Source organism: Rhodoferax sp. GW821-FHT07F03 (assembly GCF_059418745.1).
In genome coordinates, this window is record NZ_JBWKQM010000005.1 from 132,520 (window position 1) to 154,572 (window position 22,053).

The 22,053-nt window shown below is 62.0% G+C and carries 20 protein-coding genes; 13 read left to right on the forward strand and 7 right to left on the reverse strand.

Annotated features, from left to right (window positions below; genetic code table 11):
- The first annotated feature begins 105 nt into the window (after positions 1-105).
- From hfq to AC07R0_RS08850, 10 genes are all read left to right on the forward strand, one after another.
- Positions 106-357, forward strand: a complete 252-nt coding sequence (gene hfq / locus AC07R0_RS08805; protein WP_490593736.1) for an RNA chaperone Hfq — start codon at positions 106-108, stop codon at positions 355-357.
- 107 nt (positions 358-464) lie between these two features.
- A complete protein-coding gene (hflX, locus tag AC07R0_RS08810; protein ID WP_495076322.1) occupies positions 465-1,634 on the forward strand; it encodes a GTPase HflX in 1,170 nt (389 codons plus the stop codon).
- 20 nt (positions 1,635-1,654) lie between these two features.
- On the forward strand, positions 1,655-3,019 hold the full coding sequence (gene hflK, locus AC07R0_RS08815) for an FtsH protease activity modulator HflK (RefSeq protein WP_495104521.1): 1,365 nt from the start codon (positions 1,655-1,657) through the stop codon (positions 3,017-3,019).
- Between the two features lie 9 nt (positions 3,020-3,028).
- Positions 3,029-3,934: a protease modulator HflC gene (hflC, locus tag AC07R0_RS08820; protein ID WP_495076208.1), complete on the forward strand. Its 906-nt coding sequence runs from the start codon at positions 3,029-3,031 to the stop codon at positions 3,932-3,934.
- A gap of 2 nt (positions 3,935-3,936) precedes the next feature.
- Entirely contained in the window at positions 3,937-4,128 is a 192-nt protein-coding gene (locus AC07R0_RS08825; RefSeq protein ID WP_495076207.1) for a DUF2065 domain-containing protein, read from the forward strand.
- 108 nt (positions 4,129-4,236) lie between these two features.
- The gene (locus tag AC07R0_RS08830; protein ID WP_495104522.1) at positions 4,237-5,385 is read left to right on the forward strand and encodes an ATP phosphoribosyltransferase regulatory subunit; all 1,149 of its coding nucleotides are present in this window, start codon (positions 4,237-4,239) and stop codon (positions 5,383-5,385) included.
- Between the two features lie 13 nt (positions 5,386-5,398).
- Complete coding sequence (locus AC07R0_RS08835; protein ID WP_495076205.1) at positions 5,399-6,742, forward strand: adenylosuccinate synthase; 1,344 nt, start codon at positions 5,399-5,401, stop codon at positions 6,740-6,742.
- 72 nt (positions 6,743-6,814) lie between these two features.
- Positions 6,815-7,339, forward strand: a complete 525-nt coding sequence (locus AC07R0_RS08840) for a phosphoribosyltransferase (protein ID WP_495076204.1) — start codon at positions 6,815-6,817, stop codon at positions 7,337-7,339.
- A gap of 22 nt (positions 7,340-7,361) precedes the next feature.
- The gene (locus AC07R0_RS08845) at positions 7,362-8,585 is read left to right on the forward strand and encodes a PLP-dependent transferase (protein ID WP_495104523.1); all 1,224 of its coding nucleotides are present in this window, start codon (positions 7,362-7,364) and stop codon (positions 8,583-8,585) included.
- A gap of 74 nt (positions 8,586-8,659) precedes the next feature.
- Complete coding sequence (locus AC07R0_RS08850) at positions 8,660-8,839, forward strand: hypothetical protein (protein ID WP_495104524.1); 180 nt, start codon at positions 8,660-8,662, stop codon at positions 8,837-8,839.
- A 15-nt stretch (positions 8,840-8,854) separates the two neighbouring features.
- Here the strand turns inward: AC07R0_RS08850 and AC07R0_RS08855 are convergent, their stop codons facing one another.
- Positions 8,855-9,487 carry an arylesterase gene (locus AC07R0_RS08855; protein WP_495076201.1) on the reverse strand — a complete coding sequence of 211 codons (633 nt, stop codon included), beginning with the start codon at positions 9,485-9,487 and terminating at the stop codon, positions 8,855-8,857.
- Between the two features lie 15 nt (positions 9,488-9,502).
- Here AC07R0_RS08855 and AC07R0_RS08860 point away from each other — a divergent pair, with 15 nt between their 5' ends.
- Positions 9,503-10,183, forward strand: a complete 681-nt coding sequence (locus tag AC07R0_RS08860) for an ABC transporter ATP-binding protein (protein WP_495076200.1) — start codon at positions 9,503-9,505, stop codon at positions 10,181-10,183.
- Positions 10,184-10,262: 79 nt separating this feature from the next.
- Here the strand turns inward: AC07R0_RS08860 and pobA are convergent, their stop codons facing one another.
- Positions 10,263-11,450, reverse strand: a complete 1,188-nt coding sequence (gene pobA / locus AC07R0_RS08865) for a 4-hydroxybenzoate 3-monooxygenase (protein WP_495104525.1) — start codon at positions 11,448-11,450, stop codon at positions 10,263-10,265.
- A gap of 136 nt (positions 11,451-11,586) precedes the next feature.
- Here pobA and AC07R0_RS08870 point away from each other — a divergent pair, with 136 nt between their 5' ends.
- Positions 11,587-12,363, forward strand: a complete 777-nt coding sequence (locus AC07R0_RS08870) for an IclR family transcriptional regulator domain-containing protein (protein ID WP_495104526.1) — start codon at positions 11,587-11,589, stop codon at positions 12,361-12,363.
- Between the two features lie 103 nt (positions 12,364-12,466).
- On the opposite strand, the gene AC07R0_RS08875 is transcribed toward AC07R0_RS08870, so the two are convergent.
- From AC07R0_RS08875 to map, 3 genes are all read right to left on the reverse strand, one after another.
- Entirely contained in the window at positions 12,467-12,610 is a 144-nt protein-coding gene (locus tag AC07R0_RS08875; RefSeq protein ID WP_495104527.1) for a hypothetical protein, read from the reverse strand.
- Between the two features lie 124 nt (positions 12,611-12,734).
- Entirely contained in the window at positions 12,735-15,353 is a 2,619-nt protein-coding gene (locus AC07R0_RS08880) for a [protein-PII] uridylyltransferase (protein WP_495104528.1), read from the reverse strand.
- Positions 15,354-15,372: 19 nt separating this feature from the next.
- A complete protein-coding gene (gene map, locus AC07R0_RS08885; protein WP_495104529.1) occupies positions 15,373-16,188 on the reverse strand; it encodes a type I methionyl aminopeptidase in 816 nt (271 codons plus the stop codon).
- 85 nt (positions 16,189-16,273) lie between these two features.
- On the opposite strand from map, the gene purL reads away from it, so the two are divergent.
- On the forward strand, positions 16,274-20,344 hold the full coding sequence (purL, locus tag AC07R0_RS08890; RefSeq protein ID WP_495104530.1) for a phosphoribosylformylglycinamidine synthase: 4,071 nt from the start codon (positions 16,274-16,276) through the stop codon (positions 20,342-20,344).
- Positions 20,345-20,624: 280 nt separating this feature from the next.
- On the opposite strand, the gene AC07R0_RS08895 is transcribed toward purL, so the two are convergent.
- Positions 20,625-21,320, reverse strand: coding sequence for a Bax inhibitor-1/YccA family protein (locus AC07R0_RS08895; RefSeq protein WP_495104531.1), 696 nt, complete (start codon positions 21,318-21,320; stop codon positions 20,625-20,627).
- 127 nt (positions 21,321-21,447) lie between these two features.
- Positions 21,448-21,807, reverse strand: a complete 360-nt coding sequence (locus tag AC07R0_RS08900) for a hypothetical protein (protein WP_495104532.1) — start codon at positions 21,805-21,807, stop codon at positions 21,448-21,450.
- Positions 21,808-22,053 lie beyond the last annotated feature (246 nt).

Here is a 22,053-nt window from a genome sequence, read left to right on the forward strand (position 1 = left end):
AGTCTCAACAATTTTGGTGGGGCCTTAGGCATACCTAGTGTAAGTACGGGTATCGCTGTGGTAAGGTCCAACCTTCTTTAACATCTTCACAACACGGAGAATATCGTGAGCAATAAAGGGCAGCTTCTTCAGGACCCATTTCTCAATACTTTGCGTCGCGAGCATGTGCCAGTGTCGATTTACCTCGTCAATGGCATCAAGCTGCAAGGCCAGATTGAGTCTTTTGACCAGTACGTTGTGCTGTTGCGCAATACCGTGACCCAGATGGTGTACAAGCACGCCATTTCGACTATCGTTCCTGGCCGTGCTGTGAATTTCTCCGCTGCGGATGAGTCGGCTCCCGACGCAGCCGCCTGAGATTGCCGGTCATTCTTTTGGTGACCGGGCTTCTGCAACGCTGCCCGGTCCACTAAAACCTCCCCCTCTACCTGTTTCCTGATTTGAGTTCTCCTGATTCGCCTGACATGCCACTGGCCGTACTGGTCGGTGTTGATTTGGGGGCACCGCATTTTGACAAAGAACTTGAAGAGCTGGGCCTGTTGGCAGACACCGCGGGTATGCGTGTGGTTGCCCGCATCACCTGCAAGCGCCAGGCACCCGATGCTGCGCTGTTTGTAGGCAGCGGCAAGGCTGATGAGATCAAGCTGCTGGCGCAAATGCATGGCGCGACCGAGATTCTCTTCGACCAGAGCTTGAGCCCCGCGCAGCAGCGCAATCTGGAACGCCACTGTGAGTTGCCGGTCAACGACCGGACCATGCTGATCCTGACCATTTTTGCCCAGCGCGCGCGCAGCCACGAAGGCAAGTTGCAGGTGGAACTGGCCCGGCTGCAATACCTGAGCACACGTTTGGTCAGGCGCTGGTCGCATTTGGAGCGACAGAGCGGCGGTATCGGTATGCGCGGAGGCCCAGGTGAAAAGCAAATCGAGCTGGATCGCCGTATGCTGGGCGAATCCATCAAGCGCACCAAAGAGCGGTTGCAAAAAGTGGTGCGTCAGCGCAGCACGCAGCGGCGCCAACGTTCGCGCCGCGATGCCTTTACGATTTCTTTGGTCGGCTATACCAACGCCGGCAAATCCACACTGTTCAACACCTTGGTGAAGGCACGGGCCTACACCGCCGACCAGTTGTTTGCCACGCTGGACACCACTACTCGTCAGCTATACCTGGGTGAGGCCGGGCGGTCCGTGTCCTTGTCCGACACCGTGGGGTTTATCCGCGATCTGCCGCACGGATTGGTGGATGCGTTCCGAGCAACCCTGCAAGAAGCAGCCGATGCCGACTTGCTGTTGCATGTGGTGGATGCCTCCAACCCGAACTTTCCTGAGCAGATGGCCGAAGTCGGCATGGTGCTGAGAGAGATAGGTGCTGACGATGTGCCCCAACTGCTGGTATTTAACAAGCTGGATGCCCTTGATAAATCGCGTTGGCCGCTCCAGATGCAAGATGAAATCGAGGTAGATGGCCAGCAGGTCCCTCGAATTTTTTTAAGTGCCCGTACCGGAGACGGAATGCCGGCGTTGCGGCAGAAGCTGGCGGAACTGTCCTTGGCCAAAATGTCCAAGGCAGATGCCCCCACGCAATCCCCGGAATGGCTCGGCGACGGTGTTTCCATAGGCACAATACAGGAATGACAACCGAGAGACTTGCGCGAATGAATCTCAATTTACGGGCTTTTACTATGGCCATCCTGCCAGGACGACTCCGGGGTATGTTCAACTTGAACGACCCGCGCTGGGGCCGTGGTGACGACAATGGGTCCGATGGCTCTCAAAAACCGGAAGAGCCGGCCAAGAACACGCCCAACCGCGGCCAGGGTCCGAACCAAGGCCCGCCGGACCTGGATGAGCTGTGGCGTGACTTCAACCGCAAATTGGGCGGGCTGTTTGGCGGCAACAAGAATAATTCGCGCGGCAACGGATCTTCCGGTGGCGGTGGTGGCAGTTTTCAGCCCGACATGAAGAATGCGGGTGTCGGCATCGGTTTGATTGCTGGCGTGGTTCTGCTGATTTGGCTGGGCACCGGCTTTTTCATCGTGCAGGAAGGCCAACAGGCCGTGATCACCCAGTTTGGCAAGTACAAATCCACGGTGGGGGCGGGCTTCAACTGGCGTCTGCCTTACCCCGTACAGCGCCACGAGCTGGTTTCCGTCACCCAGATCCGTTCTGTGGATGTGGGGCGCGATTCCATAATCAAGGCCACTGGCTTGCGCGAATCCGCCATGCTGACCGAAGATGAAAACATCGTCGAGATCAAGTTCGCTGTGCAATACCGTTTGAACGATGCGCGTGCTTTCCTGTTTGAAAGCAAGGACCCCAGCGGTGCCGTGGTGCAGGCCGCAGAAACGGCGGTCCGCGAGGTGGTGGGCAAGATGCGCATGGATACGGCCCTGGCCGAGGAGCGTGACCAGATTGGTCCGCGTGTGCGCGTGCTGATGCAAACCATTCTGGACCGCTATAAGTTGGGTGTGGAGGTGGTTGGCATCAATATGCAGCAAAGTGGCGTGCGTCCGCCCGAGCAGGTGCAGGCTGCGTTTGACGATGTGCTGAAGGCCGGTCAGGAGCGTGAACGTGCCAAGAATGAAGCCCAGGCCTATGCCAACGACGTGGTGCCACGCGCCGTGGGTTCCGCGTCGCGCCTGCAAGAAGAGTCTGAGGCATACAAGGCCCGTATCGTGGCCCAGGCCGAAGGTGATGCGCAGCGTTTCCGTTCGGTGTTGACCGAATACCAGAAGGCCCCCCAGGTCACGCGCGATCGCATGTATCTGGACACCATGCAGCAAATCTATACCAATGTCACCAAGGTCTTGGTGGACTCCAAGCAGGGCTCCAATCTGCTGTACATGCCGATAGACAAGATCATGCAGATGTCAGGTCAGGCCGCTGTGGGTGCCGCAAATAGCAGCACTACGGCAGATCCGTTGGCAAGCAACTCGGTGGTGCCGGTTGCGCCAGCGATCGTGTCGAATGATGCCCGCACGCGCGACAACTCGCGCTCGCGTGACCGTGACGTGCGTTAGGAGAATACTTTGAACAGAGTTGGTTTTATTGCATCGTCCCTGCTGGTGGTCTTCGCGCTGCTGAGCTCCATGTTGTTCGTGGTGGATCAGCGCCAGTTTGGTGTGGTCTACGCCCTGGGCCAGATTAAAGAGGTGATAACCGAGCCCGGTCTGAACTTCAAGTTGCCGCCACCGTTTCAGAATGTCACTTATCTCGACAAGCGATTGCTGACCCTGGACAGCACCGACGCCGAGCCCATGCTGACCGCTGAAAAGCAACGCGTGGTGATTGACTGGTATGTGCGCTGGCGCGTTTCGACGCCGTCCGACTACATCCGTAACGTGGGCCTGGATGAGAACGCCGGCGCCAATCAGCTGAATCGCGTGGTGCGCAATGCCTTCCAGGAAGAAGTCAACAAGCGCACGGTGAAGGAGCTGCTGTCACTGAAGCGCGAAGCATTGATGGCCGATGTAAAGCGCGAAGTTCAAGAGGCCGTGCAGGGCTCCAAGCCTTGGGGTGTGGATGTAGTGGATGTACGTATTACGCGTGTGGACTACGTGGAGGCCATCACCGAATCGGTCTACCGTCGCATGGAGGCCGAACGCAAGCGCGTGGCCAATGAGTTGCGTTCCACGGGTGCTGCCGAGGGTGAAAAGATCCGCGCCGATGCCGATAAGCAACGCGAAGTGACCATCGCCAATGCCACCCGTGAGGCCCAGAAAATCAAGGGCGAGGGGGATGCCGAGGCTTCTCGCATTTATGCCGATGCATTTGGCAAAGACCCCCAGTTTGCCCAGTTCTACCGCAGCCTGGATGCCTACAAAGCCAGCTTCAACAAGAAGAGCGATGTGATGGTTTTGGACCCATCGTCGGACTTCTTCAAAGCCATGCGCGGTAGCGGCAGCAGTGCTGCTGCGCCTGCCGGTAAGAAGTAATCTTGGAAGACGGCAATAGCCTCTGGGCCGCTCTGGCCCTGGTGCTGGTGATAGAGGGGCTGTTGCCTTTTCTATCACCGTCTACCTGGCGCAATATGTTCAAGCAGCTTTTGGAGCTGCAAGACGGCCAGCTACGCTTCTTTGGTCTGTGCAGCATGCTGCTCGGGCTGGTTTTGTTTCTGCTGCTGACATAGGGGCTGCGTCCCGCTTGAACGCCACGGATTGCAGGAAAAGTACCGTGGCGGTTTTTACCCGTGCCCAAGCCCGGTAAAATCTCTTTTTTAACAGCCTCCCCAAATCCCATGTCTGCTTGGGTCCTCCCGGATCACATTGCCGATGTCCTGCCTTCCGAGGCACGGCACATCGAAGAACTGCGTCGCGCTTTGCTCGACACCGCCCGTGGCTATGCGTACGAGCTGGTCATGCCGCCTCTGTTGGAGCATCTGGAGTCCTTGCTGACCGGTACCGGCGAGGCATTGGATCTGCAAACCTTCAAACTGGTAGACCAGCTGTCCGGGCGGATGTTGGGCGTGCGCGCTGACACCACGCCCCAGGTTGCACGTATCGATGCCCATTTGCTCAACCGCAAGGGTGTGACGCGCCTGTGCTATTGCGGTCCGGTGGCCCATACCCGGCCAGATCGTCCGCATGCCACCCGCGAACCGCTGCAACTGGGCGCAGAAATTTACGGCCATGCCGGCCTGGAAGCCGATCTGGAGGTCTTGCAGCTGTCGCTGGACTGCCTGCGAGCGGCTGAGGTCCAAGGCATCACGGTCGATATGGGTGACGCGCGTATTGCACGTGCTCTGCTGGCAGAAGTGGCGCCTGCGCCTGATCTGTTGGCACGTATCCATGCTGCGCTGGCCAACAAAGATGCTACTGAGCTGGCCGAGTTGTGTCAGGACTTCCCGGCGGTGACGCGTGACGCCCTGTTGGCCTTGGTGCAGTTGTATGGCGATGCCAGCATCCTGCAGCAGGCACTTCGTGTGCTGCCAAGTTTGCCGGCCATCCAGGACGCGCTGCGTGATCTGCAGTGGCTGGCGGAACAGCTGGCCGGCACGCCGGTCAGCTTTGATCTGGCCGATCTGCGCGGTTATGCCTACTACAGCGGTGCACGCTTTGCGATTTATGCGCAAGGCGCTGGCGATGCCTTGGTGCGTGGCGGCCGTTATGACGAGGTGGGAGCGGTCTTTGGTCGTAATCGCCCGGCGGTTGGGTTCAGTCTGGACCTGAAGCAGTTGGTGGGGGCCGTGGGCCCACGTCCGCTGCGGGCCGCCATCCGCGCGCCTTGGGGCCATGCCGACGATTTGCGCGCGGCTATTGCTGCACTGCGCGCCGAAGGTGAGATCGTGGTCTGCGTGTTGCCAGGTCACGAAAGTGAAGTTGATGAGTTCCATTGCGATCGCGTGCTTCAGCAAGCGGCTGGGCAGTGGGTCGTGCAAGTTATTTAAGAAAATTTCTGAGATGAACACCCAAACAAATCTGGTTCCTGGTCGCAATGTCGTCGTGGTGGGTACGCAATGGGGCGATGAAGGCAAGGGCAAGCTGGTCGATTGGCTCACCGAAAGCGCCCAGGGCGTGGTGCGCTTCCAAGGCGGTCACAACGCGGGCCACACCTTGGTCATCAACGGCGTGAAGACGGCCTTGCACCTGATTCCCAGCGGCATCATGCGCGCTGGCGTCAAATGCTACATAGGCAATGGTGTGGTGTTGTCGGCAGCCAAGCTGTTTGAAGAAATCGAAGGGCTGGAAAAGGCGGGTGTCGAAGTGCGTTCGCGCCTGCGCATCAGCGAGGCCTGCCCGCTGATCCTGCCGTTCCACGCGGCTATCGACATCGCCCGCGAAGCGCTGCGCGAAAAGGGCGGCACCGAGAAGATCGGCACCACAGGTCGCGGTATCGGTCCTGCCTATGAGGACAAGATTGCCCGCCGTGCGCTGCGCGTGCAGGACCTGAAATACCCCGAGCGTTTCGCTACCAAGCTGCGTGAGCTGCTGGAGCTGCACAACTTCGTGCTGACCCAGTTCCTGCATGCTCCTGCGATCGATTTCGACACGGTCTATGCCGAGTCCATGCGCCATGCCGAGTTGCTCAAGCCGATGATGGCCGACGTGTCGCGTGAATTGAATGACGCCCACAAAGCCGGTGCCAACCTGCTGTTTGAAGGCGCACAAGGCACGTTGCTGGACGTGGACCACGGAACCTACCCCTACGTGACTTCCAGCAACTGCGTGGCTGGCAATGCCGCTGCCGGTTCCGGCGTGGGCCCGGGCATGCTGCACTACATCCTGGGCATCACCAAGGCCTATTGCACCCGCGTGGGCGGCGGTCCGTTCCCGACCGAACTTGAATGGGAAAAGCCCGGCACGCCTGGCTACCACATGAGCACTGTCGGAGCTGAAAAGGGCGTAACCACCGGCCGCAGCCGCCGTTGCGGCTGGTTTGATGCGGCCCTGCTCAAGCGCAGCGCCCAGGTCAATGGCCTGAGCGGCCTGTGCATTACCAAGCTGGATGTGCTGGACGGCATCGACGTGCTGCAACTCTGCACCGGCTACATGCTGGACGGCGAGCTGGTTGATATCCTGCCCATGGGTGCAGACGATATCGCGCGCTGCGTGCCAGTGTACGAAGCCATCGATGGCTGGACCGATTCCACCGTGGGCGTGACCGACTACAGCAAGCTGCCCGAGAATGCGCGCCGCTACCTGAGCCGCATTGAAGAGGTGACGGGTGTGCCCATCGCCATGGTCTCGACCAGCCCGGACCGCGACCACACCATCATGATGCAGCACCCTTACAAGGCTGCTTGAGTTATTGAATAAATTGGCCGCTGGCGCAGATAGCGCCAGCGCCAGTAGCTATTATTTCAGGAGTAATTCCCCATGTTGACAGAAGACGGCAAGCACCTGTACGTCAGTTATGACGAATACCACAGCCTGATCGAAAAGCTGGCCCTCAAAGTCCACCAGTCGGGGTGGGAATTTGACAATATCCTGTGCCTGGCGCGCGGTGGTTTGCGCCCTGGCGATGTGCTGTCACGCATCTTCGACAAGCCTCTGGCCATCATGTCCACCAGTTCGTACCGTGCAGATGCCGGCCGCCAGCAGGGCGTGCTGGATATCGCCCGCTTCATCACTACACCCAAGGGTGAAATTGCTGGCAAGGTGCTGCTGGTGGATGACTTGGCTGATACCGGCCACACGCTGAACGCGGTGGTGCGTCAGCTCAAGAGCGACTACGCGCCCATCACCGAGCTGCGCAGCGCCGTGATCTGGACCAAGGCGGTTTCCGTCTTTACGCCCGACTATTCGGTCGAGTTTTTGCCCACCAATCCCTGGATCCATCAGCCTTTCGAGGGCTACGACGCCATGCGTCCAGCCCAGCTGATGGAAAAGTGGAAGCTGTAAGCGCGGCAGACGCAAGCGATCCGTGGCGAGCCGTCCCCATCCTTCCACCCAGCTGATCCACCACCCGTACGCGCCGCCTGCGGCGTTTGCGGCGCCGCAGCCTGGCGTGTTCAAGGCGTCGACCGTCATCTTTCCGTCCGTGGCCGCCATGCGCGAGTACGAATGGAAAGACAAGTCGGCCTACACCTACGGCCTGCACGGCACGCCCACCACCTACACGCTGGAAGAGCGCATCGCGACGCTGGAAGGTGGCAGCTACTGCGTGCTGGTGCCCAGCGGCTTGGCGGCCATCGCCAATGTGGCTCTGGCCCTGCTGAAGGCCGGCGACAGCATGCTGTTACCCGACAACGTCTACGGCCCCAACAAGGCCTTCTCGGAAGGCGAGTTGGCGCGCTGGGGCATCAGCACCCAGGTTTACGACCCCATGAATCCAGGCGATCTGGCGGCCAAGATCACGCCGACCACCCGGCTGGTGTGGGTCGAGGCTGCGGGCTCCGTTACCCTGGAGTTCCCAGACCTGCCGGCTTTGCTGCAGGTCTGCCGTGATCGCCAGGTCTGGTGCGCGCTGGACAACACCTGGGGTGCGGGCCTGGCCTTCAACCCCTTTGATCTGCTGCCTGGCAGCGGGACCACGCTCGGCGTGGACCTGTCCGTCCATGCGCTGACCAAGTACCCCAGCGGGGGCGGCGATGTGCTGATGGGCAGCGTCGTCACCCGCGACCCTGCGCTGCACCGCAGGGTTCAGCGCACCCATATGCATTTGGGCCTGGGTGTTGCGGCCAATGATGCCGAGCTGGTGCTGCGCTCCTTGCCCAGCATGGCATTGCGCTACCGGGCCCACGACATGGCGACCCGCGCCTTGGTGCAATGGTGCCGCCAGCAGGCCGAGTTTGTACAGGTGCTGCACCCTGCGCTGGCGGGTTCGCCTGGCCATACGCACTGGCAGGCGCTGTGTGGCGCGCAGGATGCGGCCGCCGGCTTGTTCAGCGTGGTGCTGGACCCGCGCTATACCTCGGCGCAGGTGGACGCCTTTTGCGATGCCCTGGCTTTGTTCAAGCTGGGTTATAGCTGGGGCGGTCCGATGAGTCTGGTGGTGCCTTACGAACTGGAGCGCATGCGGGTAGGCTGGCCGGACCATCTGGCGCGAGGCACGCTGGTACGCTTCTCCGTGGGTTTGGAGGCGGTGGCGGATCTGCAAGCAGACTTGGCGCAGGCGCTGCGGAAACTGGCGCAGCCCAGCGGTTAGATCCTGGGGCAGCCGAATATCCGGGCGCCGGCCAAGCTGTTAAAGTGGTAGCCTTATTTTGAAAGAAGACCACCTTGGCAACACCAAATTACGGATACGAAAAGCGTCAAAAAGAGCTGGCCAAGAAAAAGAAGAAGGAAGACAAGCTGAAGGCCAAGAGCGAGCGCAAGCACGACGGCATCACGGACGACGGTGTGCAGGATCAGGGCGATGCAACGCAAACCCCACCGCCCGACGCCTCCAGCGACGCCTGATCTTTCCTTCGTTTTTTAGTTCAGCAGCTTTTTCAGCTCCGGCCACACGTTGTTCAGCAACGTAGGATGCGCCTCCGCCTTGGGGTGGATGCGGTCTGGCTGGAACAAAGCCACCGGGTCCGGCGCATCCGCCACGCCTTTCAGCAAGAAGGGCACCAAACCGGTTTTCTCCGTCTTTGCCACCCTCTCGAACGTGCTCTGGAAGCGATTCGCGTAATCACGTCCGTAGTTCGGCGGCACCTGCATGCCGACCAGCAGCACCTTGGCACCGGCTTTCTGGGCGGTTTCGGTCATTTGGCGCAAATTGTCCTCGGTGGATTGCAGGGGCAGGCCGCGCAGCGCGTCATTGCCACCCAATTCAATCACCACCAGCGTCGGTTGGTAAAAGCCCAGCAGGCCGGCCAGACGCGAGCGGCCACCCGAAGTGGTGTCTCCGCTGATGCTGGCGTTGTGCACCACGGCCTGGATCTTTTGTTCGGCCAGGCGCTTCTCCAGCAGAGCTACCCAGCCCGTGCCGCGGGGCAGGCCGTATTCGGCGCTGATGCTATCGCCCACCACCAGAATGTTCGGCGTGGTCTTGGCCCAGGCACCGGATGACCCCACAGCGGCGGCCAGGGTCCATGTCGCGATAAAGTGTCTACGTTTCAAAACTCAAAGCCTTTCATGCCAAATCTGTCCCCAGGTGCTGTGATTTCTGTAGAGCATGTCTCCAAGTCGGTGACCGACTCTACCGGCACGCTCTCCATTTTGCGTGATATCGATTTCTCACTAGCGCCCAGGGAGACTGTGGCCATCGTGGGCGCGTCAGGTTCCGGCAAAAGCACCTTGTTGTCCATCATTGCAGGCTTGGATACACCCACGCAGGGCACAGTTCACATCGCCGGCCAGGATATTTTTGCGCTAAGTGAAGACGCCCGGGCCGCATTGCGGGCGCAGAAGCTGGGTTTTGTGTTCCAGAGCTTCCAGCTGATGGGCAATTTGACCGCGTTGGAGAACGTGATGCTGCCGCTGGAACTCATAGGCCGCAAGGACGCGCGCAAAGCCGCTACCGAGATGCTGGGGCGCGTCGGCCTGGGCCAGCGCCTCGGCCATTACCCCAAGCTGCTCAGCGGGGGAGAGCAGCAGCGCGTGGCCCTGGCGCGGGCCTTTGTGGTGCAGCCGGCCGTATTGCTTGCCGACGAACCCACAGGCAGCCTGGACTTTGCCACTGGCGAGACGGTGATGGAGTTGATGTTCGCGCTAAACCGTGAGCAGGGTACGACCCTGGTACTGGTGACGCATGACCGCGCTATCGCCGCCCGCTGCGAGCGCCGCATCACCATCGAAGCTGGCACCTTGGGTTGAGTGGTTTTATGAGAAATAGGCTGCTAGCGCAGGTATCGTCTGCGCAAGTAGCTATTTATTTGATAGCAAATGCCAGGGCTCAGCGCCCCAGGTTCAGCGGCAGGCCCACATAGTTTTCCGCCAGCACCGTGGAGGCGGCGGTGGAGTTCACCAGGTATTCCAGTTCGGCTTCCTGCATGCGCTGACCAAAGGCACCGGTGTCGGGGAACTTGTGCATCAGCGAGGTCAGCCACCACGAGAAGCGCTCGGCCTTCCAGATGCGAGCCAGGGCGCGCTGTGAATAGGTGTCGATACCAGCCGCGCTCTTTTCGGCATAGAACTCGATGAAGGCGCTGGACAAATACTTGACGTCGCTAGCGGCCAGGTTCAGGCCCTTGGCGCCGGTGGGAGGCACGATGTGGGCGGCGTCGCCGGCCAGGAACATGCGGCCAAAGCGCATCGGTTCGGCTACGAAGCTGCGCAGCGGGGCGATGCTTTTCTCCAGCGTAGGGCCGGTGACGATGCGCTCGGCTAGGTCCGGGTCCAGGCGGCTGCGCAGCTCGTCCCAGAAGCGCTGGTCGCTCCAGTCCTCGGCCTTGTCGGTCAAGGGGCACTGTACGTAGTAGCGGCTGCGCGTCAGGCTGCGCATCGAGCACAGCGAGAAGCCGCGTTCGCTGTTGCCGTAGACGATGGCGTGCGGCGACACGGGCGGCACATCGGCCAGCACACCCAACCAGCCAAACGGGTAGACCTTTTCGTATTCGGTGATGGAGCCCTCGGGCACACTGGCACGGCAGACGCCGTGGAAGCCGTCGCAGCCGGCGATGAAGTCGCATTCCAGCTCGAAGTTCTTGCCATCCTTCTGGTAGTGCACTTTGGGGTGTTCGCTGTCGAAATCATGCACGCTGACGTTGGCAGCCTGGTAGATGGTTGTTAGGCCAGCGGCGCTGCGTGCATCCATCAGGTCGCGGGTGAGTTCGGTCTGGCCGTAGGCGGTGACCACCTTGCCGTTGGTCAGTCCATGCACGTCGATCGCATGCCGCACGCCGGAGAACACCAGCTCAATGCTGTGGTGCACCACACCTTCGGCCTCCATGCGGGGCCCCACACCGGCTTCGCGCAGCATGTCCACCGTGGTTTGTTCCAGTATGCCGGCGCGGATGCGGCCCAGCACGTAGTCGGGGCTTTGGCGTTCGATGATGATGTTGTCTATGCCGGCTTTGTGCAGCAACTGGCCGAGCAGCAGGCCGGACGGGCCGGCTCCGACGATGGCAACCTGGGTTCGCATGGGGTGTCTCCTGAGGGCGTAATTTGCCTGTTAGCTTAGGCTGCCGGGAACGTTCTGTGGCGGCCATTCGGCGCTCTTTGTGCGATCATCGGGACTGCTGCGCGATCACCGCGCAAACATCCACAAAAGGGCGCCCATGGAGATTCAGAAAGCCGATTTGATCGAAGGCATGGCCAAAGGCATGGCGGTGCTGGAGAGTTTTGACACGCAGCGCCAGCGCCTGAACGCCACCCTGGCGGCGCAGCGTGCGGGCCTGACGCGGGCTGCCGCCCGGCGCCATTTACTGACCCTGGCGCACCTGGGCTACCTGGATACCGATGGCAGCTACTTCTGGCTTGCGGCCAAGGTGCTGCGTTTTTCAGGTAGTTATCTGGCTTCGGCCCAGCTGCCGCGGGTGCTGCAACCCACGCTGAACCGGCTGGCGGCGCAGACACTGGAGTCGTTCTCGGCCGTGGTGCGTGATGGCGACGAGGTGGTCATCGTGGCGCGCAGTGGCAATGACCGCAGTGGCGGGCCCTTGCGCGTGCTGGCGTATGGCCTGCACCTGGGTGCACGCTTGCCAGCCCATGCCACTTCCACCGGGCGGGTGCTGCTGGCGGTGGAGACCAAGTCCAGCTTTAATGCCTGGATGAAGGGGCGTAGCCTGGCCCGGCTGACCGCGCACACTATTACCGACACAAAAGTCTTTCGTGCGGTGGTTGCGCAGGTGCGCGTTGACGACTACTGCGTGGCCAGTGAAGAGCACGAATTGGGCGTGCATGCCCTGGCGATTCCGCTGCGCAATCTGCAGGGCAAGACGGTGGCTGCGCTGAATGTGGTGACCACGCCGCAACGGCTGCAGCAAGAGGTGCTGCGCAAAGAGTTGTTACCGGTGTTGTTGGAGGCGGCAAGGGAGCTGCGTCCCTTGCTGTGAGCGGCTCCATCCGCAGTCGGGATATTTAAGAGAAATCAGGCACTGGCGCCCGTATATCCTGCGGAGGCAGCTATTGATTCAATAGCAGTGGCCTGGGAAACCTTTAAACCTTCTTGAGCTTGCCGCGCACTGGCACCACGGTGGTGATGGTGGGGCGCACGGCTTCACCCGAAATGGGCTTGGGTGGAGATGTGTCCTTCTTGGGTTTCTTGGTTTCTTTATTGGTTTTTTGTTGACCTTTGGCCATGGTTTTCTCCGGTGGATAGGTGGAAACAGGCTGGCCGCCCCAAGTGCAGGGCGGACCAGTTCAGAAGGATTTCTGTGATCTGGAGCTTATCAGTTTGGCGCCAGTTTTTAGCTGACGTCTTGCTTCATTTGGCGGCCAGTGCGTCCAGCAGCTCGGTCTCGATCTCGATCTGGTTGCGGTTGTACTGCAGCTCCGGGCCTTGCACCAAAAAGCTGTCTTCCACGCGCTCGCCCAGGGTGGTGACCTTGGCCAGCAGCACGCTGAGGTTGTGCTTGGCCAGCACACGGGCCACCAGGTACAGCAGACCGGCGCGGTCGCTGGCAGAGATGTTCAGCAGCCAACGCTGGGCCTTTTCGTCAGGGCGCAGGTCTACGCGCGGCGCGATGGGGAAGCTCTTCACCCGGCGCGATACCCGGCCCTTGCTGGGCGGTGGCAGCGGGCCTTGCTGGGCCAGGGTGTGGTCCAGGTCGTTTTCCACCATGCTGGTGAGCTCGCGGTAGTGCTCGGGCAGCATGGCCGTGACCACCTGGAAGGTGTCCAGCGCGAAGCCGTTGCGGGCGGTATGCACCTTGGCGTCCACGATGCTGAAGCCGGCCTGGTCGAAGAAGCCGCAGATGCGCGCAAACAAATCGGGCTGGTCGGGCGTGTAGACCATCACCTGCAGGCCTTCGCCGACTGGCGACAGGCGGGCGCGCACCACCGGTTTCACCGCATGCGGCGGCACCGTCAGCGGCGCCGGGAAGGCCAGATGGCGCGATAGCTGGCGCGTGTGCCAGGCGATGTCGGCTGCGTCGTGGCGCATGAAGTAGCCTACGTCCAGCGTGTCCCACAGGGCTTTGTGCGACTCAAAAGGCTGGGCGTGCAGGGCCAGCAGCACCAGGGCTTCACGCTTGCGCGCCTCTACCTCGGCCTGCGGATCGGGTGCGCGGCCACCCAGGCTGCGCAGGGTGGTGCGGTATAGATCTTCCAGCAGCTTGCCCTTCCAGGCGTTCCAGACCTTGGGGCTGGTGCCGCGGATGTCGGCTACGGTCAGCAGGTACAAGGCGGTCAGATAGCGTTCGTTGCCTACGCGTTTGGCGAAGGCGCTGATGACGTCGGGGTTGCTGAGGTCGGCCTTTTGCGCCACGCGGCTCATGGTCAGGTGTTCGTTGACCAGGAATTCGATGAGCTTGCCGTCTTCGCGGTTGATGCCATGCTGGCTGCAGAAGTGCCGTACTTCCAGCGCGCCCAGCTCGGAATGGTCGCCGCCACGTCCCTTGGCGATGTCGTGGAACAGCGCCGCCACAAACAAGATCCAGGGCTTATCCCAGCCGGCACCCAGCTGCGAGCAGGCCGGGTATTCGTGCGCATGCTCGGCCATGAAGAAGCGGCGCACATTGCGCAGCACCATCAGGATGTGCTGGTCTACGGTGTAGACGTGGAACAGGTCGTGCTGCATCTGCCCGACGATGCGCCGGAACACCCACAGGTAGCGGCCCAGCACGGAGGTATCGTTCATCAGCCGCAGCGCATGGGTGATGCCGGCCGGCTGCTGCAGGATGCGCATGAAGGTGGCGCGGTTCACCGGGTCCTTGCGGAACTGCGAGGTCATCAGGCTGCGGGCGCCGTAAAGGGCGCGCAGCGTGCGCACCGACAGGCCGCGCACGCCCAGGGTGCAGGCGTAGACCTGGAAGGTCTCCAGAATGGCGTGCGGGTGTCGGTGGTACAGGTCGTCGCTGGCGACTTCGATCATCCCGGCTTTTTCAAAAAAGTGGGCGTTGATCGGCCGCAGCAGGTGGGTGGAGGGGTTCAGCCGTTCCTCGATGTTCAGCATCAGGATGTGGCTGAGCTGGGTCACGGCCTTGGCCGCCCAGTAGTAGCGGCGCATCAAAGCCTCGCTGGCACGCACTGGCTGGCCATCATCGTCTTCGGAGCTGTAGCCGAAGGACTCGGCCACGGCGGTCTGCAGGTCGAACACCAGGCGGTCTTCTCGGCGCTGAGCCGTCAGGTGCAGGCGGGCGCGTATCAGGCACAGCAGGTCTTCGTTGCGCTTGATCTGCTTGGCCTCGTGCGGCGTGGCGATGCCGCTGCGCACCAGTTCTTCCCAGCTCTTGCCCAGGTTGGCGGCCTTGGCCACCCACAGAATGGTTTGCAGGTCGCGCAGGCCGCCTGGCGATTCCTTGCAGTTGGGCTCCAGTGAGTAGGGCGTGTTTTCAAACTTGTTATGCCGCTGGCGCATCTCCAGCGTCTTGGCCACCAGAAAGGCGCGCGGGTCGGACACCGTGCCCAGGCGCTGGCGGAAGTCGGCATACATCTTGGCGTCGCCGGTGACCAGGCGCGACTCGATCAGCGCGGTCTGCACCGTCACATCCTTGCTGCCTTCGGCCAGACAGTCTTCCAGGCTGCGTACGCTGGAGCCGATCTCCAGGCCCGCGTCCCAGCAACTGCCGATGAAGTCTTCGATGCGCGATTTCAGCGCCTCGTCTTGCTCGGGCGATTCGCCGTCGGGCAGCATCAGCAGCACGTCGATATCCGAGTAGGGGAACAGCTCACCGCGGCCAAAGCCGCCCACCGCCACCAGGGCAAACGAGGCTGTGAAGCCGGCGCGTACCCATAGCTTGCGCAGCGTGTCGTCCGCCAGGTGGGACAGGTTTTGCAAAGCCTTGCGCAGGCCCCGGGTGCTGGGGCCGCTGTCGCGCACGGTTTGCAGCAAACGCGATTTTTCCTGCAGGTAATGCGCCCGCAGCGCCTGGATGTCGGTCATGGTGGGGCGCGTAGAAGCTTCAGGCTTGGGCTGGCACGAATGCTGGGATGGGCGGGCTGCCGGCAGAGACAGTGAGCACCTCGTAGCCGGTCTCGGTGACCAGGATGGTGTGTTCCCACTGGGCGGACAGGGAGTGGTCTTTGGTGACGATGCTCCAGCCGTCTTTTTCCGGGCCTTCCTTGATCTCCTTCTTGCCGGCGTTGATCATTGGCTCGATGGTGAAGGTCATGCCGGGCTTCAGCACTTCCAGCGTGCCTGGCTTGCCGTAGTGCAGTACCTGCGGTTCTTCGTGGAACACGCGGCCAATACCGTGGCCGCAGAACTCGCGCACCACGCTGAAGCCATTGCTCTCGGCAAAGCGCTGGATGGCGTGGCCGATATCACCCAGGTGGACGCCGGGTTTGACCATCTTGATGCCGTGCCACATTGCGTCATAGGTCAGCGCCGCCAGGCGTTTGGCCAGGATGCTGCCTTCGCCCGCAATGAACATCCGGCTGGTGTCGCCGTGCCAACCGTCTTTGATGACGGTCACGTCGATGTTTACGCTGTCGCCCTTTTTCAGCGGCTTGTCGTTCGGGATGCCGTGGCAAACCTGGTGGTTCACCGAGGTGCAGATCGACTTGGGGTAGGGGATGTTGCCACCGGCGGTGTAGTTCAGCGGGGCCGGAATGCCGCCCTGCACCTGGGTGATGTAGTCGTGCGCCAGCTTGTCCAGCTGGTTGGTGGTAACGCCTGGCACCACGTGGGGGGTCAGGTAGTCGAGTACTTCGGAAGCCAGGCGGCCTGCGATGCGCATGCCTGCGATGCCTTCCGCGTCTTTGTAGGTGATAGTCATGGCTGTAATTATCCTAGATGCGGGAAGTACGCTTTGACCGTGCCGTTAAAATCAGAGGCTAACTTCCCCAACCCGGGCCGCTACAGTGACCTTGCACATTTCCCAGTTTGAGGGCGGCAATGCCCTCAGCGACTTCCGCGTTCAACAAATTCTTCCCCGGCTGCAAGCCATCCACGACAAGATCAGCGGCGTGGCCGCGCGTTTTGTGCACCTGGTGGCCAGCGATGCGCCCCTGACGGACGCCGTGAAATCCCAGTTGGACGGCCTGCTGACCTATGGCGACCCCTATGCCGGCCCGGCCGAAGGCCCGCTGCTGGTCGTCACCCCGCGCTTCGGCACCGTGTCGCCCTGGGCGTCCAAGGCTACCGATATCGCCCACAACTGCGGCCTAGCCGTGCGCCGGGTCGAGCGCCTGGTCGAATACCGTTTGTCTGTCAAGCAGCCTTTGTTGGGCAAAACTGTATTGTCCGCCGAGCAACTGGCCCAGGTGGCCGACCTGCTGCACGACCGCATGACCGAAAGTGCCATGCTGGACCGCAGCCAGGCGCAAGAGCTGTTCACCTCGCTGGAAGCTGCACCCCTGGCCCAGGTCGACGTGCTGGGTGGTGGCCGCGCCGCGCTGGAGGCGGCGAATACCGAATTCGGCCTGGCCCTGGCCGACGACGAAATCGACTACCTGGTCAACGCCTTTACTACGCTGAAGCGCAACCCCAGCGACGTGGAGCTGATGATGTTCGCCCAGGCGAACAGCGAGCATTGCCGCCACAAGATCTTCAACGCCGAGTTCACCATCGACGGCGTGGCGCAGCCGAAAAGCCTGTTCGGCATGATCCGCAACACCCACCAGTTGGCGCCACAGCACAGCGTGGTGGCGTACTCGGACAACGCCTCGGTGATGGAAGGCTTCGAGATCGAGCGGTTTTTAGCCAAATCGGCATCTAGCGCAGGTACTACCAGCGCGAGCAGCTATGAAAAGAGTAGCGCCCAGCACCATGTGCTGATGAAGGTCGAAACCCATAACCATCCGACCGCCATTTCGCCATTCCCCGGTGCCTCCACCGGCGCTGGCGGCGAGATCCGCGACGAGGGCGCGACGGGCCGCGGCTCCAAGCCCAAGGCGGGCTTGACAGGCTTTACCGTGTCCAAGCTCTGGCCGCAAGACGGCGACGTGTCTATCGGCAAGCCCGAGCACATCGCCAGCCCGCTGCAGATCATGGTCGAAGGCCCGCTGGGCGGCGCGGCCTTCAACAATGAATTCGGCCGGCCCAATCTGCTGGGCTACTTCCGCGAATACGAGCAGACCGTCACTTCCGATGTGGACAGCATCCGCCGCGGCTACCACAAGCCCATCATGATCGCTGGCGGCCTGGGCACCATCGACGCCACGCAAACCCACAAGATCGAATTCCCCGCCGGCTCGCTGCTGGTGCAGCTGGGGGGCCCGGGCATGCGCATCGGCATGGGCGGCAGCGCCGCCAGTTCCATGGCTACCGGCGCAAATGCGGCCTCGCTGGACTTTGACTCGGTGCAGCGCGGCAACCCCGAAATCGAACGCCGTGCCCAAGAGGTGATCAACCAGTGCTGGATGCAGGGCGACAAGAACCCCATTCTGGCGATCCACGACGTCGGCGCCGGTGGCCTGAGCAATGCCTTCCCCGAGCTGACCAATGACGCCGGCCGGGGCGCGCGCTTCGACCTGCGCGCCGTGCCGCTGGAAGAAAGCGGCATGAGCCCCAAGGAAATCTGGTGCAACGAAAGCCAGGAACGCTATGTGATGGCCATCGCGCCGGATTCGCTGGAGGCGTTTACCGCGCTGTGCGAACGTGAACGCTGCCCGTTCTCAGTCGTCGGTGTCGCCACCGAAGAGCGCCAACTGATCGTGGCCGATGACGGCGCGGCCAGCCCGGTCGACATGCCCATGAACGTGCTCTTGGGCAAGCCGCCCAAGATGCACCGCGATGTGAAGACCGTGGCGCGCACCTTTGCGCCAGTGGAACTGACCGGCGTGGATCTGCAAAAAGCCGCCATTGCCGTGCTGGCCCACCCGACGGTCGCCAGCAAGCGCTTCCTGATCACCATCGGCGACCGCACCGTGGGTGGCATGAGCCACCGCGACCAGATGGTCGGCCCCTGGCAGGTGCCGGTGGCGGACTGTGCCGTGACCTTGGCCGACTACAAGGGCTTTGCGGGCGAAGCCATGGCCCTGGGCGAACGTACGCCGCTGGCCGCCGTGAACGCTCCCGCATCCGGCCGCATGGCCGTGGCCGAAGCCATCACCAACCTGCTGGCCGCACCCTTCGATCTGCCCCGCGTCAAGCTGTCGGCCAACTGGATGGCCGCCTGCGGCGAACCCGGCGAAGACGCCGCGCTGTACGCCACGGTGAAAGCCGTGGGCATGGAGCTGTGCCCGGCGCTGGGCATCTCGATCCCGGTGGGCAAGGACAGCTTGTCGATGCGTACCCAGTGGACAGAAACGGCAAACCCCTCTGGTAGTGCCGCCGACAAAAAGAAGGTCACCTCCCCGGTCAGCCTGATCGTCACCGCATTCGCCAGCCTGCCCGATGTGCGCGGCACCTTGACGCCGCAGCTGAATGCGACGGAAGACACGACACTGATCCTGGTCGACCTGGGCAAGGGCCAGAACCGCATGGGCGGCAGCATCCTGGCGCAGACCTTGAACCAGGTCGGCGATGCCGTGCCCGATCTGGACGACGCGCAAGACTTGGTCAACCTGGTGAACGCCGTCAATGCCGTGCGCCCGCAAATCCTGGCCTACCACGACCGCAGCGATGGCGGCCTGTTCGCGGCAGCCTGCGAAATGGCTTTTGCCGGCCACGTGGGCGTGGCGCTGAATGTCGATCTGCTGGTCACCGAAGGTGACGGCATCAGCGACAGCCGCATGGATGTGGGCGACAGCAAGAACTGGGCAGGCCAGGTCGGCCCGCGCCGTGAAGAGCTGACCTTGAAGGCGCTGTTCAACGAAGAACTCGGCGTGCTGCTGCAGGTACGCACTTCCGACCGCGACGCCGTGGTCCAGACCCTGCGCGCGCATGGCCTGGGCAAGCACAGCCACGTCGTGGGCAAGACCCGGCCCATACCAACAAGTTCAGACAGCGCGATCAGCGCCGGCGTGGGCGAAGTCCAGGTCTGGCGCGATGCGAAAGCCGTGTTCAGCGCCAAGCTGGCTGACTTGCACCAGGTTTGGGACAGCGTCAGCTGGCAGATCTGCCAGCAGCGCGACAACCCGGCCTGCGCCGATGCCGAGCACGCGGCGGCCGGTGCGGCCAACGACCCGGGCCTGCATGTGTTTATAGAGCCAAACAGTGCTCTGGCGCAGGTACTGTCTGCGCCAGCAGCTACGAAAACCGTAGCGGCGCCGGCCTTGAAGCTGACCCGGCCCAAGGTTGCCGTGCTGCGCGAGCAGGGCGTGAATTCGCACACCGAGATGGCCTACGCCTTCACCGAGGCGGGCTTCGAGGCCTTCGACGTGCACATGACCGATCTGCAAACCGGCCGCGTGCACTTGCAGGACATGCAGGCCGTGGTGGCCTGTGGTGGCTTCAGCTACGGCGACACCCTGGGTGCCGGCATAGGCTGGGCGCGCAGCATCACCTTCAACCCGGTGCTGGCGGCAGAGTTCAAGGCCTTCTTTGCCCGGCAGGACACGCTGGCGCTGGGCGTCTGCAACGGCTGCCAGATGTTTGCCGAACTGGCCGACATCATCCCCGGCGCGCAAGCCTGGCCACGCTTCACCACCAACCGCAGCGAGCGCTTTGAAGCCCGCCTGTCCATGGTGGAAATTTTGGAATCGCCCAGCGTCTTCCTGCAGGGCATGGCCGGCAGCCGCCTGCCGATCGCGGTGGCGCACGGCGAGGGTTATGCCAACTTTGCCTACCGCGGCGACGCATCGAAGGTGATTGCGGCCATGCGCTACACCGACAACCATGGCGTGGCTACCGAAGCCTACCCGTTCAATCCGAACGGCAGCCCCGGCGGCTTGACCGCCGTGACCACGGCCGATGGCCGCTTCACCGCCATGATGCCGCACCCCGAGCGCGTGTTCCGCAACGTGCAGAAGAGCTGGACCAGCGGTGACGTCAGCAGCTTCAGCCCCTGGATGCAGCTCTGGCACAACGCGCGCCGCTGGCTGGGTTAACTAGACCATCAAACGGCCACCGTCGCCTGGTTTTCGGTGTCCGCTTGACACTCGCGCGTGCGTCGCTTGACGAGCGTCGTGATCTTGCAGGGCAGTGCCTTGGTCTTTGCCTGCGCAGAGCCGTACGCCGATTCTCGGCGGGGTAGCCGTTGCAACCGACAAGGCCAGCCGTGGCCAGAAAAATGCAGCTGAGCTAGTAGCTGCGCAGTAAGGGCGTGTGCATGGTTTTTGTGCCGCTCCCTGGGCTACCGGTATGCCGATGGCCCAGGGAGTTCGTCGCTTATTCGTCGCGGCTGCCGCCCATGCCCAGCAGTGCCAGCAAGGACTGGAACACGTTGTACAGGCTCAGGTAGACACCCAGCGTGGCACTGATGTAGTTTGTCTCATAACCGTCTTGTACGCGCTTCAGGTCGTGCAGGATGAAGGCGGAAAAGATGCCTATGGCCAGTACCGACAGCGTCATCATCAGCGCGCTGGACTGTATGAAGAAGTTGGCAACGCCGGCCACCAGCAACAGGATCGCGCCGATGAACAGCCATTTACCCATGGCGCTCAGGTCGCGCTTGATGACGGTAGACAGGACCGCCATGCCCAGGAAGATGCCACCGGTACCGGCAAAGGCAGTCATCACCAGGCTGGCGCCGTTGTTCAAGCCCAGCACGGCACCGACCATGCGCGAAAGCATCAGGCCCATGAAAAAGGTGAACGCCAGCAGCACCGGCACGCCGGCCGCCGAGTTTTTCGTCTTCTCGATGGCGTACATGAAGCCGAACGCGCCGCCCAGGAAGACGAGCATGCCGATGCCGGGCGACATGGCGCGGGAAATGCCGGTTGTTACGCCCAGCCATGCGCCAAGCACGGTGGGCAGCATGGACAGTGCCAGCAGCCAATAGGTATTGCGCAAAACGCGGTTGCGCTGCGCCGTGCTGGGCAGGCTTTCAGCCGCGCCATAGGTGTTGGAGTGGAGAGTGTTCATCGGTAAGCTTTCAGTGGAGTGCAAATAGCCGCCGCTACAGCAGCAGGCCGGACAAGAGAGTCAGTGAGAGGGCCCGCAGCCTAGGGTCTGGGCGGGTGTTTCTCTTGCAGAGAAACGCTGCGCTGCACTAGGTGCGGAGCAGGGCCAAGCGTGGTGGCCTGCGCAAGCCGTCCGAGAATGGTTGCAGAAAGGCGGTGGGTGTGAAAGGTATGGCCGCAGCCGACTTGCGGCCAAAAGTCAGGCCGGACGGCGTCGAGTGGCACAGCGCGGGGCTGTCAAAACCACTGTCGGTCTCAGCGGTGTCGGACTGCTGGTCTGTGACCAACGGCTTGTTGCTGGTGGAGCTTTCGCCGCAGGCATCTGCCTGCAAAGGTATTTGTTCCTGCACCACATGGTGCTCGGCCATTGTCGGCTCGCCTGCCCAGGCGTACAAGCCGGATGCCAGCATGGCAAAGAACAGAACGACCGCAAAGACACAACGAAACATGCTGTGCATTTTACCGTCGGCCACCACTTGGGCCGTGTAGGACCATGGCGCTTAAAGCCTGCTCCTAGGGATATCCTGAGCCGAAAAACCAATTGCGTACCAGCAATCGACAAATCGGTATGCATCCGGCACGGGCGTCAAATGTAAGCTGATGTATCTGGGTGGAGTCAGCCATCCGTATGCATCCTGGCCTGGTGTATGTGTTGGTGTTGGACGGAGGCGCTGGGGCCGCTGCAGCGCACAAAG